Raw genomic sequence first — 12,582 nt, forward strand, 5'->3', positions numbered from 1 at the left:
CTGACATGCAGGGCCTGTTTTTCGAAACCGATACGGTGGTCCGCTATTTCCTGCGCGGCATCGTGCTTTTGCTCGGCTTCTGGACCGCCTGGCGGTCCGGCAAGGCTGCGGCCGAGGGCTGGAACGGCTATCGCGAAGTCGTGATCTATGCGGTCCTGCTCACCGTCGCCATGCAGTTCCTGCATTATGCGCTGTTCCAGGGGCCGTTCATCAACGCCTTCTACTTCATTCTGGACCTCATTCTCCTGTTCGGCTTTGCCCTTGCGGGTTTCCGCATCCGCCGCACCCGGCAGATGGTCCAGAACTACTACTGGCTCTACGAGCCGACCTCAGCTTTCTCATGGAAGAAGAAAGATTGACACCAGAACAGTTCTGAATTCAGATCGGTTTTGGCAAAGATAAATACACCAAAAGGTGGAACAGCTTCCGGCACAATAATGGTGGGTATTGTGTCGGACCCCAAAAAACCTCTCACCTCATAATAACTGGGAGTTATTCTATGAAGAAGTCTCTTCTTTCCGCAGTTGCGCTGTCGGCCATGGTCGCCTTCGGTGGCAATGCATGGGCTGATATCGTCATCGCCGTCGGTGGTCCGCTGACCGGTCCGAACGCAGCCTTCGGTGCACAGCTGCAGAAGGGTGCCGAACAGGCTATCGCCGACATCAATGCTGCTGGCGGCATCAACGGCGAAAAGCTGACGATCGCGCTCGGCGACGACGTCTCCGACGCCAAGCAGGGTGTATCTGTCGCCAACAAGTTCGTTGCCGACGGCGTCAAATACGTGGTCGGTCACTTCAACTCGGGCGTTTCGATCCCGGCTTCGGAAGTCTATGCCGAAAACGGCATCCTCGAAATCACCCCTGCTGCGACCAACCCGGTCTTCACCGAGCGCGGCCTGTGGAATACGTTCCGCACCTGCGGCCGTGACGACCAGCAGGGCGGCGTTGCCGGCAAGTATCTTGCCGAAAAGTTCGCTGACGCCAAGATCGCGATCATCGACGACAAGACGCCTTACGGCCAGGGTCTCGCTGAAGAAACCAAGAAGGCTTACAACGCCCTCGGCAAGAAGGAAGTCGTGCGCGAAGGTGTCAACACCGGCGACAAGGACTTCTCCGCTCTCATCTCCAAGATGAAGGAAGCCGGCGTTTCGATCATCTACTGGGGTGGTCTCCACACAGAAGCCGGCTTGATCATCCGCCAGGCGAAGGACGCAGGCCTCAAGGCAACGCTCGTTTCTGGTGACGGTATCGTCTCCAACGAACTTGCCTCGATCGCTGGCGATGCCGTCGAAGGCACGCTCAACACGTTCGGCCCCGACCCGACGCTGATCCCGGAAAACAAGGCACTGGTCGAGAAGTTCAAGGCCGCCGGCTTCAACCCGGAAGCCTACACGCTCTACTCCTACGCCGCCGTCCAGATCATTGCCGAAGGCATCAAGGCTGCCGGAAGCGCGGACGATGCCGAGGCCGTTGCCAAGATCCTGCACGAAAAGGGTCCGTTCAAGACCGTTCTCGGCGACATCGCCTTCGACGAAAAGGGCGACCCCAAGCTTCCGGGCTACGTCATGTACGAATGGAAGAAGGGTCCGGACGGCAAGTACAGCTACTTCCAGCAGGGCAGCTAAGCTCTAGCCGATATATGATGCTTCATGGAAAAGCCCGGTTTCGACCGGGCTTTTCTCGTTTCCAGGTAAGAGATCGTTCTGTTACCCCCCCCCCAAAAAAAAAAGACGGGGCCAATTCTTAATAGGTCATAAACTGTAATTTACGAATTTCTTATATTTCAAATAAGTGATCTGAGAATGTTTCAGAAAAGGATTCGCATGTTCCCGCTGAATACTGAACTCAGTGCTGCATTTTTATCTTGTGGGATGGCTTTTTTCAGTTGGGATCTGGCTGAAGATCGGTTCTACGGCGACGTTGCCTTGGCGCAGCTCTTCGATATTGACGCAAGCGTCATGGCTGCGGGCCTACCAATTCTGTCGCTGATCGAGCGAATATCAGTTGAAGACCGTAGTAGGGTCGCTGCATCCATTCATCGAGCAATTACCAGCGGCCTTGTCTATCAGGAGCAATACCGCATCAATCACGGCAAACGAGGCGCTGTGGATGTGCTTTCCGTCGGTCGTTGTCTCAGGGATGATGCAGGGACCCCGTTCATCTACAATGGCACGATCATGGAAATTTCGAGCAATGTCGCCTCTTGCATTCCCGATCCGCTTGCCAGTCATTGCAGGTCGGCGCTTGAGCTTGCCCAGAAACGAGGCAATGATCTTGCTGCGCGTTATCTTTCTTCAGCGCTGAAGGTCATCGGTGCGGCTTGAGCGGGAACGGGCTGGAATTTCGCCAGCTTCGTGATGACGTCAAAAATCCTGGCTTCCTTTTCGGAGGCCGACAGGTGTCGTCGGTTGCTGTCCTGTTTCAACGTCTTTACGAGGTTGATGAGGGAGGCGATGGAAGAGTTGCTATCGTCGGATGTCATCAGCTCGACCTTGTGGGTGCCGTGACTCTTTATCCGCTTCGCTGCGGCGCAACAACGAACGTCAGATTGTAATTAGGAATATAATATATTCTATTTGTTGAATGTAACTATGGCGCACATTTTTCCGAAGTTCGCGTGGGCGCCAAGGTCAAGCGTATTCAGCTGTCCTCATGCAGGACGTGTGCTGCCCTCACTGCCGCCGATGCCCGGTTTTCCACGCCAAGCTTGACGTAAATCTGCTCCAGGTGCTTGTTGACCGTGCGTGCGGAGAGGCCAAGAATTTCGCCGATGTCGCGGTTTGATTTGCCCTTGGCGATCCAGAGGAGGACGTCGGATTCCCTTGCCGTCAGCGGGAAATGCTGGCGCAAGACTTCAGCGCCGGGCCGGCGATTGTTCGCCGTCAGCCGGAACAGGAATTCATCGGCACTCAGGCCTCCAAGATAGGAGAGTTGCAGGCCCTTCTCATCGCCGTCTTCTAGCGAGAAGGCGGCATCGCGCGAAAAGCCTGGACGATCGCGCTCAGCCATCCATGTCGCAATGCGCCCGGCAATCAGTTCCAAACCGTCATCGCGGTTGGTGGCGGCATTGATCAGCCGGGTTGCCTGTGGCGTCGACCATTGAATGCTGCCGTCAGCCCTGACGGCAAGCAGGTGCCGGCCGGCGGCATCGAGTGCAACTCGGGCGCTCTGAGCAGAACGGGCATTGGTGAGATGAACGCGGATGCGGGCTCTGAGTTCATCGATGTTGATGGGCTTGGTCAGATAGTCGACGCCGCCTGATCCGAGCGCGTGGACGACATGCTCCGTCTCGGTGAGGCCGGTCATGAAAATCACCGGTACCTGTGCCACACCGGCATTGGTTTTTAGCCGGCGGCAGGTTTCAAACCCGTCCATGCCGGGCATGACTGCATCGAGAAGAATGAGATCGGGCGTGATCTTGTCGACGATATTGAGCGCCGACTGACCCGATGTTGCGATCAGCACGGAGAAGCCGGATTGCTCCAGTGCTTCGGTTAGAAAGCCGAGCGTATCGGGGCTGTCATCGACCAGGAGAACGATGTCGCGGGGCGTTGTGGTGTCAGCCATCGCTTATCTCCTCCTTGTCCAGGCGTTCCAGAAATTTCATGTAGCCGGCCATGTCGAAGGCCTTGAGATAGAAACCAAGCTCGTCCGCGAAGGGGCGATTGGTCTCGTCAGCGGCAAGATCGGCAAGCTTGGCTTCTATACCCCGCACGTAACCAATCTCTCCAAGGCGCAGCAAGTCCTGCACATGGCTCGTCCCCGGACTTATGACCGGTTTTTTCGCCGCAGCGATGGGCAAGGGCGGTGTTTCGCCCTCATAGACCCAGGAGAGCCCGAGATGCGAGGCGAGCTTGTCGGCGAGCCGGCGCAGATTAACCGGCTTGGAGAGCGTATCGTCATGGCCTTCGCCCGCAGCATCGGCCGTCGTTCCGTCGCCGATATTGGCCGAGAGCATGATGATCGGTGCATTCTGCCCTTCATCACGCAGGCGGGTTACGAGCTGCCAGCCGCTCATGCCGGGCATGGAAATGTCGATCAGGAATATGTCGGGCTTCACCCCTTCGATCAACGTCAGACATTCCGGGCCACCCGCCGCGGTCAACACGACGAAATCCATGGGAGCCAGCACTTCCCGCATCAGGTCACGGTGATCCTGATTGTCGTCGACCACGACAACCGTGCGGCGCGGGCCGGTGTAGGAGACGATCTTGCGCTCGGTGGCGGGTGTGGTGTTCGGCCGCTCGACGGCAGACAGCATCAGTCTCACGCGGAAGGTCGAGCCTTCGTCCTTGACGCTCTTGACCGAGATCTCGCCGCCAAGGGTATTGGTGAGAAGCTGGGTGATGGTCAGGCCGAGACCCAGCCCCGGCATCGGCCTCACGCTTTCTGCCTCGCCGCGCTGGAACGGTTCGTAGATCCGGCCGAGGTCCTTTTCGGCAATGCCGCGCCCGGTGTCTGAAATGGTGAAAGTCGCGACCTGGCTGCGATAGGCGATCTCGAAGCGCACCCTGCCTTCGTCGGTGAATTTTATCGCATTGGACAGGAGGTTGACCAAAATCTGCCGCAGCCGCTTTTCGTCGGTGCGGACATAGTGCGGCAATGAGGCCGCGCGGATGTGCTCGAATTCCAGCCCCTTGGCCTGAGCCTGAAGGCCGAACATTTCGACGATCTGGTCGAGAAAATCCTGGATATTGATCTCGTTGGAATAGACTTGTAGACGGCCCGCCTCGATTTTCGATATGTCGAGAAGGCCGTCGATCAGGCCTGAAAGATGATCTGCCGAACGCTTGATGACCTTGATCGCCGACTGGCGCGGGGCAGGGATGGTCTCGTCACGCTCGAGGATCTGGGCGTAACCGAGCACGGCGTTGAGCGGTGTGCGCAATTCGTGGCTGAGGCCGACGACATAACGGCTCTTGGCGCGGTTGGCAGCCTCTGCCGTTTCCTTGGCGTCCTGGAGTGCTGCATCGGTCTTCTTGTGGGCGGAAATTTCCTTCAGGAGCAACGTGTTCTGGCGCGAGGATTCCTCTTCCGCCACGACTCGGCTGTCATGGGCGAGAACGTAGAACCACGAGACGATGCCGGCGATGATGGCGAAGACGAAAAAGACGATGGAGATCGTGCCGTAGATGATCTCCGCATTGGCCGGTGCCGCTTCGCCCGCCTGATAGGCGACCATCGCAAGAATCGAGCCGATCAACGAGATTGAGACGATGGCTGTCGTTGCATAACGCCCGAGCCGTGTGGTCAGCTTGTCGATGACCCGGTCGGACAGGAAAGTCCGGGCGACTGTTCCGACCTGGGTGTTGAGGCGGGCATGCGGCTTGCACATGTCGTGGCAGCGGCTGTCGAGCGAGCAGCAGAGCGAGCAGATGGGCGCCGCGTAGGCCGGACACCAGGCCATGTCCTCGTGTTCGAAAGGATGTTCACAAACCGAACAGGTGATCGAGCCGAGCGTCTTCCAGCTTTGGCGCGGTTTGCGGGCCAGATAATATTTGCCGCGGGTGGCGAAGGCGATCGCCGGGGAGATTACGAAAGCGGACAAGGTAACATAGGTCGCGAGCGACACCATCAGCTCGCCAAACGCGCCGAAATGCGCGGCAAGCGCGATTGTCGTCGCACCGAACATGGCACCAAGGCCGACCGGATTGATGTCGTAGAGATGGGCGCGCTTGAACTCGATGCCAGGAGGGGAAAGCCCGAGCTGTTTGTTGATGAACAGGTCGGCGGAGATCGTGCAGAGCCAACTCATGGCGACGATCGAGAAAATGCCGAGCGTTTCCTCCAGCAGCCGGTAGATACCGAGTTCCATCAACAAAAGCGCGATGGCGACGTTGAAGACCAGCCAGACAACGCGGCCCGGGTGGCTGTGGGTCAGCCGCGAGAAGAAATTCGACCAGGCGAGCGACCCGGCATAGGCGTTCATCACGTTGATCTTCAACTGCGAAACGACGACGAAGGCGGCCATCAGCAGCAGTGCTGCCGTCTCGTTGGGGATCATGTAGCCGAAGGCTGCCAGATACATGTGCGCCGGATCGGCTGCCTCGTTTGCGGGGACCGCCGTCGACAGGGTCAACACGGCGAGGAAGGAGCCGGCCAGAAGTTTCGGCACGCCCACCACCACCCAGCCGGGCCCGGCGAGGAAGACGGCGAACTTATGCCGCCATTTGCGCATGCCCTCGGGAGGCAGGAAGCGAAGGAAGTCGACCTGCTCGCCGATCTGCGGCATCAGCGCCAAAATGACAGCGGATGCTGCTCCGAATTCCACGAGGTCGAAGGGGGCAGTGCCGCCGATCTCGCCATTGGAATGCCCGATCCCGGCAAAGGCGCGCCAGAGATCGAATTTCTCCCAATCGAGAAAAGCGATGAAGATGAAGGGCAGGACGTTGAGAACGATCCAGAAGGGTTGGGTCAGAAGCTGGAAACGCGAGATCAGCTGCACGCCGTAGATGACAAGCGGGATCACTACGATTGCGCTGATGATGTAACCGAGCCAGAGGGGAATGCCGAAGGCGAGTTCGAGTGCGCCTGTCATGATGGATGCCTCAATGGCAAACAGCATGAAGGTGAAGCTGGCATAGATCAGCGAGGTGATCGTCGAGCCGATATAACCGAAGGACGCACCGCGGGTCAGGAGGTCGATATCGACACCGTGGCGGATCGCGTAACGGCTGATCGGCAGCCCGACAAGCAGCATGACGACCGCCGCCGCCATGATGGCAAAAAAGGCGTTGGTCGTGCCGTATGAAAGGGTGATCGCACCGCCGATGGCCTCCAGCGCCAGAAAGGAGATCGCGCCGATCGCCGTATGCGAGATACGACTGGACGAAAATCTTCGCGCGCTCTTTGCGGTGAAGCGAAGGGCGTAATCTTCCAATGTCTGGTTGGCGACCCAGCGGTTATATTCCCGCCGGACCGGAATGATCCGCTGTCGCGCTGCCATGCCTTGTTTTTGATCCCTTGGGAGGAGTGATCGTCAAAAAGGCACTTTCGGTGCTGGATCGCGATTTTGCAACCGAATTGACGCGGTTAGAGCGTTTCGGCTGCCGGAATCGCTAAATCGCTCTATTCTTTATTTCCACGCAATTCCGGACGCAAAACCGGTGCCCACTTTTGCTGGCATTGCTCAGTGCGCAACCGTCTTCGAAAAGACGTTGACGATGACAACGCCGGCGATGATGAAACCCAGACCTATCATTGCTGCCATGTCGAGGCTCTGGCGAAAGACGATCAGGCCGACAGCCGAGATCAGCACGATACCCAGACCGCTCCAGATCGCATAGGCAATACCGACCGGCAGCACGCGCAGCGTGATCGACAATAGATAGAAGGCCGCGCCGTAACACAGAGCCATGCCGAGCGTCGGCAGGATGCGGGTGAACTGCTGGCTCTGCTGCAGAAGTGTTGTGCCGACGACTTCCAGTGCGATGGCGGAGAGCAGCGAGCCGTAGGTGATAAGGGCGGGATTCACGTCTTATGTCTTTCGTGTCATTGATATGAGTTGTTCGATCAGGGCGTCCTGGCCTGTCGCCTCGACGCCCGAATATTCCAGAAGGCCGGCAAGCCAGAGGCCATCGGCGGCATAACGGGCAATGCCCAGTTCAGGTCCGGCATCCGTTTCTGCGTGTCGTGCAAGCCGGGACGCGTACCAGTCGGACCACATCGCCTTCATCTCGGGATCCGTCAGCGAAGAGAGGGGAAGCGCGTTCCAGTTGCTCGCGCCCTGGCTCTCGGCATTGGCAAAGGCCCGGATGTAAGCGCGCGTGAAACGGCCATAGGCGTCCCGGTCGTCTTCCAGAAGCGCATCGATCTGGGCGTCCAGTTGCTCCAGAAGATCGTGAAAGACGGCCTGAACGAGCGCCTGCTTGTTGGGGAAATGGTGCAGCAATCCGCCCTTCGTCACATGCGCAGCATCCGCTACCGCCTGCAGTGTTACTGCAGGCAGACCCTGTTCCTGCGAAATCTGGGCGGCGCAATCCAAGAGTGCGCGACGCACGATTTCAGGCTGTTTCTTTCGTTCGTGAGCTTCAGTCATACCTAAACATACCAGATGGTCGGTTTGTTTTGCAAGTCGTCGAACGATCACATGTTTTCGTCGTCACTCATCGATTCAATGGGGCGCAGAAGAGGGGTGGGCAACACTTGCAACAAATCTCGGCGACAGTTCGCGTTTCAGCTTCTGACGGATAGCAGCCGCGTAATCGTCCTGACTTCTGATTGTCATTGTGAAGCCGCCGGTGCCGCGTATGACATCCTGCGCATAATATGCGGCAAGACCGCCATCATCGTCGGCGATCGCAAGAGCGTTGATCGTCACGCCCATCCTGATCGTCCGTAGGCGGGCCTGATAGAGCGTCGCCCTGACGCGCTGTTTCGGCAGCATCGTCTCGCGGCCGTCGCCGGACAGATTGATGATCAAGCGCCGCGCACAGACGCCGGGCTCGGACAACTTGTCGAGGGCGGACCAGAGGCCGCTGCCGATATTGGTGTCGCCAAAGACGTGCCGTTCGTTTCGCTCCAGTCCCTGGGCAAAACCTTCTGCTCCCACTCCGTCATAGACCACGAACCAGCCGAGATCTTCGGTCGGAAACTCGCCGTCACCCCAGAACACCGCGGAAAGCATCACCGTACCGGCATCCTTCAAGGCCGACACGACGCCATCATCCCTGAGGGCTGCCGCTATCGCCGATTTCTGAAACCGATATTCGCTGTCGGTAACGCTGCCCGATCCGTCGATCGCCAGTACCAGTGCGACATCTGCGCATATTGGCTGAGCCGATGCGACGCTACCGCATGCCGAAAGCAGCAGCGTCAGCGACGCCGCTTTCCCCCATCGAGACATTTCGTTGCCCTCCAACCCCGCTCGATTGGAGTATTTTAGCACATCTTTAAATTCTGGACATGAAGAAATGCGGAGCGGCGGAATACGGTGGTCGGCAGATCTCTACCAAACACCCCGCCGAACTTGCATCTGGTGATACACCTATCTCGATATGGGCGATGGAATTGAACCGGTGAAAGCCATGTTGCCGCAACATACATGTCACAAAGTCGCGCTAGTTAGCTGATATCCTTTCATTTTTTTAGAGGTTTTACAGTGTCTGTTTCGATCAGGTTTCGCGGTGCAACGGCGCTTCTCACCGTGCTGCTCCTTTCGCCATCCATAGTTTTGGCGGAAACACGAGCGGCACCTTATGTGGATACAGGCGCCAGCAACAAGCGCGGCGATGCCTGTTTTGCGACCAAGGACACGAATGCCGCTGTCCATGTTTTATCCGGTTTTCTTGAAGTCTGGACACCGCGTTCGGCTTTTGTCGATGCAGGGGTGGAAGCGCCTGCGAAGGGTAATTGCCCTGCAATCAGCAAGTCTGACTGGGATGGCATTCCGTACAGCGCCACCGACGGTACGATTGTCAATCAGGCGCTGCACAGGGCCAATATCGATTATGTGGTGAAAATCACGCGCGGCCGCACCGCCGAACAAGCACTTGCCTCGTATCTCGATGATCGCCGCGGCAAGAACGCCAGCATTGTCGATGGCCTCGGTCCCCTGGCCGATGCCTGGAGAGAAGGCGCCAGGCAGACGACGACGATTACCGATGTCGCCGCAGACGCGACCACGGTCAAGCATGATGACGATGGCAACAATCGCGGCCTGGGAAGCAAGCCTGACGAGAAGGCCAAGACTGCGGCCAATCCCGATCTCGGCCTGGCTGTCGATTTCATCAACATGGCAAGCGAAGAAGCTTCGACGGAGCCTGCTAAACGTTATTTCAAATATGCTCGCCCCTATCGCTGGAGCAACGATGTCGTGGTGTTGCCGACGCTGGAGCCGGCCAAAAGCCAAAAGCCGGCAGAAGATGGCGGTTTCCCGAGCGGCCATACGGCAGAAGCCTGGCGCGACGCGATTGCGATGGCCTATCTCGTGCCGCAGCGTTACCAGGAAATGCTTACGCGGGCCGCGGTCATGGGCGACAATCGTATCATCGCCGGCATGCATTCGCCCTTCGATGTGATCGGCGGCCGGGTGCTGGCAACGGCGCAGGTCACCTACAATCTCAACAGGTCGCAGAATGCGGATCTGAAAAAGCAGGCTTATGATCAGGCACAAACCTGGCTGAGCGCAAAGGTCGGTGTGGAAAGCGCAAGCGAATTGGCACGGTTCGCCCAGTCACAGCCGGTATCCAGTGATCGCTTCGCGGATCGCGCCGTCAATGCCGCCCTGATCGAAAAGACGACGACCTACGGCCTGCCGGCAATCCATCCGATCGACCAGCCGGCCCGCGTGCCAGAGGGGGCGGAGGTGCTGCTCGAAACGCGCTTGCCTTATCTCGACGCCGATCAGCGCCGTGACGTGTTACGCACCACCGAGATCCGTTCCGGCTTTGCCGTTCTCGATGACGAAGAAGGCTATGGCCGCCTCAACCTTTTTGCTGCCGCCGATGGTTATGGCGCATTCGATGCGATGACCACGGTGACGATGACAGCCGGGAAGGGTGGCTTCAACGAGATCGATACCTGGAAAAACGACATTTCCGGCAAGGGTGGCCTGACGAAACGCGGTGATGGCACCTTGGGCCTGTCCGGCACCAACACTTATGGTGGCGGCACCATGGTCGAAGCCGGCCTGCTGGTTGCCTCTTCGCAGTCGGCGCTAGGCACCGGCAATCTCGAGATCGCCGGCGGTGAAGTTGTCATGGCCGCACAACAGCCGGTCCTTCTGGGCGGAACTTTCAGGCAGGCCGATGCGGGCCAGCTGACGCTGGTTGTCGAAGGCGGCAAGCCTGTCGTGGTAATCAAGGGGGCGGCACAACTCGGCGGTTCGCTTGTGCTGCGGATGACCGAGGATAACCTGCCGAAGGCTGGCGAAAGCATTCAACTGATCAAGGCAGGCTCGCTTTCCGGAACCTTCTCGAAGGTCGAGATCAATGGCGTCGAAGGTAATGTCGAATACACGCCGGACGATGTGATCCTGACCGTTGGCAAGTAATGCTCCGGTAAACCGAACGGACTGATCCGATCGCCGCGACCGCAAGGATTGCGGCGATCGACGTCCCGCCGCAACCTGCTACCACTTTCCCCCTCTGCATACGTCATTTTGCGTATGTGGTTTTGGGCTGTCGCACCCGATAGTCCCCTCAGGCAACGGTCAACGTCACCGTTGTGCCAACAAACCAAAAAAGAGGGGGTTTGATCCTATGAGCTTCAAGGCGAAACTGGGCGGAGCGCTGCTGGCTGCCGCACTTTCCACCACGGCCTTCCACGGCGCATTCGCGGCCGACGACACGATCAAGATCGGCGTTCTTCATTCGCTCTCCGGCACAATGGCGATTTCGGAAACCACGCTGAAAGACGCCATGCTGATGCTCGTCGAAGAGCAGAACAAGAAGGGCGGCGTGCTTGGAAAGAAGCTCGAAGCCGTTGTCGTCGATCCGGCCTCCGACTGGCCGCTGTTTGCCGAAAAAGCCCGTCAGCTGATCTCCCAGGACAAGGTTGCCGCCGTCTTCGGTTGCTGGACCTCGTCTTCGCGCAAATCGGTGCTGCCGGTCTTTGAAGAGCTGAACTCGATCCTCTTCTACCCGGTCCAGTACGAGGGTGAAGAATCCTCGCGCAACATCTTCTACACCGGTGCTGCTCCGAACCAGCAGGCAATCCCGGCCGTCGATTACCTCGCTTCGACCGAAGGCGTGGAGCGCTGGGTTCTCGCCGGCACCGACTATGTCTATCCGCAGACGACCAACAAGATCCTGAAGGCCTACCTGATGTCCAAGGGCGTCAAGGAAGAGGACATCATGATCAACTACACGCCGTTCGGTCATTCCGACTGGCAGACGATCGTCTCCGACATCAAGAAATTTGGCTCGGCCGGCAAGAAGACCGCCGTCGTCTCGACCATCAACGGCGACGCCAACGTGCCGTTCTACAAGGAACTCGGCAACCAGGGCATCAAGGCTGAAGACATCCCGGTCGTCGCCTTCTCCGTCGGTGAAGAAGAGCTTGCCGGTCTCGACACGACACCGCTTGTCGGCCACCTTGCCGCCTGGAACTACTTCCAGTCCGTCGATGCGCCGGTCAATGCCGAGTTCATCAAGACCTGGCATGCCTATACCAAGAACGACAAGCGCGTGACCAACGACCCGATGGAAGCCGCCTATATCGGCTTCAACGCCTGGGTAAAGGCCGTCGAGGCTGCCGGCACGACCGACACCGACGCAGTTCTCGACTCGATCATCGGCGTCGCCGTGCCGAACCTTTCGGGCGGCACCTCCACCGTCATGCCGAACCACCACATCACCAAGCCGGTGCTGATCGGTGAAATCCAGGCCGACGGCCAGTTCGACATCGTGCAGGAAACGCCTGCCGTCGTTGGCGACGAGTGGTCTGATTACCTGCCGGACTCGAAGGACCTGATCTCCGATTGGCGCAAGCCGATGTCCTGCGGCAACTTCAACGTCGCCACCGGCAAGTGCGGCGGCAAGGGTAGCTGATCTCTCACCGCTCGGGGCAAAGACCCCTCCCAACCCTCCCCACAAGGGGGAGGGCTTAACCTAGCCGCCCCGCCGCAGTTCACCTGAGCCGA

10 protein-coding genes are annotated in these 12,582 nt (G+C 58.5%); 5 read left to right on the plus strand and 5 right to left on the minus strand.

The genetic code is table 11. From position 1 onward, the window contains the following. Positions 1 to 5 precede the first annotated feature (5 nt). The 3 genes from GGE33_RS03080 (at position 6) to GGE33_RS03090 (ending at position 2,323) form a co-directional block, all read left to right on the plus strand. Positions 6 to 359: a DUF6867 family protein gene (locus tag GGE33_RS03080; protein ID WP_112454103.1), complete on the plus strand. Its 354-nt coding sequence runs from the start codon at positions 6 to 8 to the stop codon at positions 357 to 359. A 140-nt stretch (positions 360 to 499) separates the two neighbouring features. After that, positions 500 to 1,624, plus strand: coding sequence for a branched-chain amino acid ABC transporter substrate-binding protein (locus GGE33_RS03085; RefSeq protein ID WP_148145816.1), 1,125 nt, complete (start codon positions 500 to 502; stop codon positions 1,622 to 1,624). Between the two features lie 198 nt (positions 1,625 to 1,822). Then, positions 1,823 to 2,323: a PAS domain-containing protein gene (locus GGE33_RS03090; protein ID WP_183821189.1), complete on the plus strand. Its 501-nt coding sequence runs from the start codon at positions 1,823 to 1,825 to the stop codon at positions 2,321 to 2,323. Positions 2,324 to 2,639: 316 nt separating this feature from the next. Here GGE33_RS03090 and GGE33_RS03095 read toward each other — a convergent pair whose 3' ends face one another. From GGE33_RS03095 to GGE33_RS03115, 5 genes are all read right to left on the minus strand, one after another. After that, entirely contained in the window at positions 2,640 to 3,566 is a 927-nt protein-coding gene (locus tag GGE33_RS03095; protein WP_183821190.1) for a response regulator, read from the minus strand. After that, positions 3,559 to 6,945, minus strand: a complete 3,387-nt coding sequence (locus GGE33_RS03100; RefSeq protein WP_183821191.1) for a hybrid sensor histidine kinase/response regulator — start codon at positions 6,943 to 6,945, stop codon at positions 3,559 to 3,561. The genes GGE33_RS03095 and GGE33_RS03100 overlap by 8 nt, the downstream gene beginning before the upstream one ends. A gap of 183 nt (positions 6,946 to 7,128) precedes the next feature. Continuing rightward, on the minus strand, positions 7,129 to 7,473 hold the full coding sequence (locus GGE33_RS03105; protein ID WP_148145812.1) for an SMR family transporter: 345 nt from the start codon (positions 7,471 to 7,473) through the stop codon (positions 7,129 to 7,131). A 3-nt stretch (positions 7,474 to 7,476) separates the two neighbouring features. Further along, positions 7,477 to 8,037, minus strand: coding sequence for a TetR/AcrR family transcriptional regulator (locus tag GGE33_RS03110; protein ID WP_148145811.1), 561 nt, complete (start codon positions 8,035 to 8,037; stop codon positions 7,477 to 7,479). 75 nt (positions 8,038 to 8,112) lie between these two features. Then, complete coding sequence (locus GGE33_RS03115; RefSeq protein ID WP_183821192.1) at positions 8,113 to 8,844, minus strand: DUF1194 domain-containing protein; 732 nt, start codon at positions 8,842 to 8,844, stop codon at positions 8,113 to 8,115. Positions 8,845 to 9,099: 255 nt separating this feature from the next. Here GGE33_RS03115 and GGE33_RS03120 point away from each other — a divergent pair, with 255 nt between their 5' ends. Further along, complete coding sequence (locus tag GGE33_RS03120) at positions 9,100 to 10,992, plus strand: phosphatase PAP2 family protein (RefSeq protein ID WP_183821193.1); 1,893 nt, start codon at positions 9,100 to 9,102, stop codon at positions 10,990 to 10,992. A gap of 208 nt (positions 10,993 to 11,200) precedes the next feature. Then, complete coding sequence (gene urtA / locus GGE33_RS03125; RefSeq protein ID WP_183821194.1) at positions 11,201 to 12,490, plus strand: urea ABC transporter substrate-binding protein; 1,290 nt, start codon at positions 11,201 to 11,203, stop codon at positions 12,488 to 12,490. The last annotated feature ends 92 nt before the right edge of the window (positions 12,491 to 12,582 follow it).

Source organism: Aliirhizobium cellulosilyticum (genome assembly GCF_014198105.1).
GTDB lineage: Bacteria > Pseudomonadota > Alphaproteobacteria > Rhizobiales > Rhizobiaceae > Neorhizobium > Neorhizobium cellulosilyticum.

Bases quoted from the DNA above. Each gene is read 5' to 3' on its own strand.
- GGE33_RS03080 (WP_112454103.1), top strand. From the start codon at position 6: ATGCAGGGCCTGTTTTTCGAAACCGATACGGTGGTCCGCTATTTCCTG.
- GGE33_RS03085 (WP_148145816.1), top strand. From the start codon at position 500: ATGAAGAAGTCTCTTCTTTCCGCAGTTGCGCTGTCGGCCATGGTCGCC.
- GGE33_RS03090 (WP_183821189.1), top strand. From the start codon at position 1,823: ATGTTCCCGCTGAATACTGAACTCAGTGCTGCATTTTTATCTTGTGGG.
- GGE33_RS03095 (WP_183821190.1), bottom strand. From the start codon at position 3,566: ATGGCTGACACCACAACGCCCCGCGACATCGTTCTCCTGGTCGATGAC.
- GGE33_RS03100 (WP_183821191.1), bottom strand. From the start codon at position 6,945: ATGGCAGCGCGACAGCGGATCATTCCGGTCCGGCGGGAATATAACCGC.
- GGE33_RS03110 (WP_148145811.1), bottom strand. From the start codon at position 8,037: ATGACTGAAGCTCACGAACGAAAGAAACAGCCTGAAATCGTGCGTCGC.
- GGE33_RS03115 (WP_183821192.1), bottom strand. From the start codon at position 8,844: ATGTCTCGATGGGGGAAAGCGGCGTCGCTGACGCTGCTGCTTTCGGCA.
- urtA (WP_183821194.1), top strand. From the start codon at position 11,201: ATGAGCTTCAAGGCGAAACTGGGCGGAGCGCTGCTGGCTGCCGCACTT.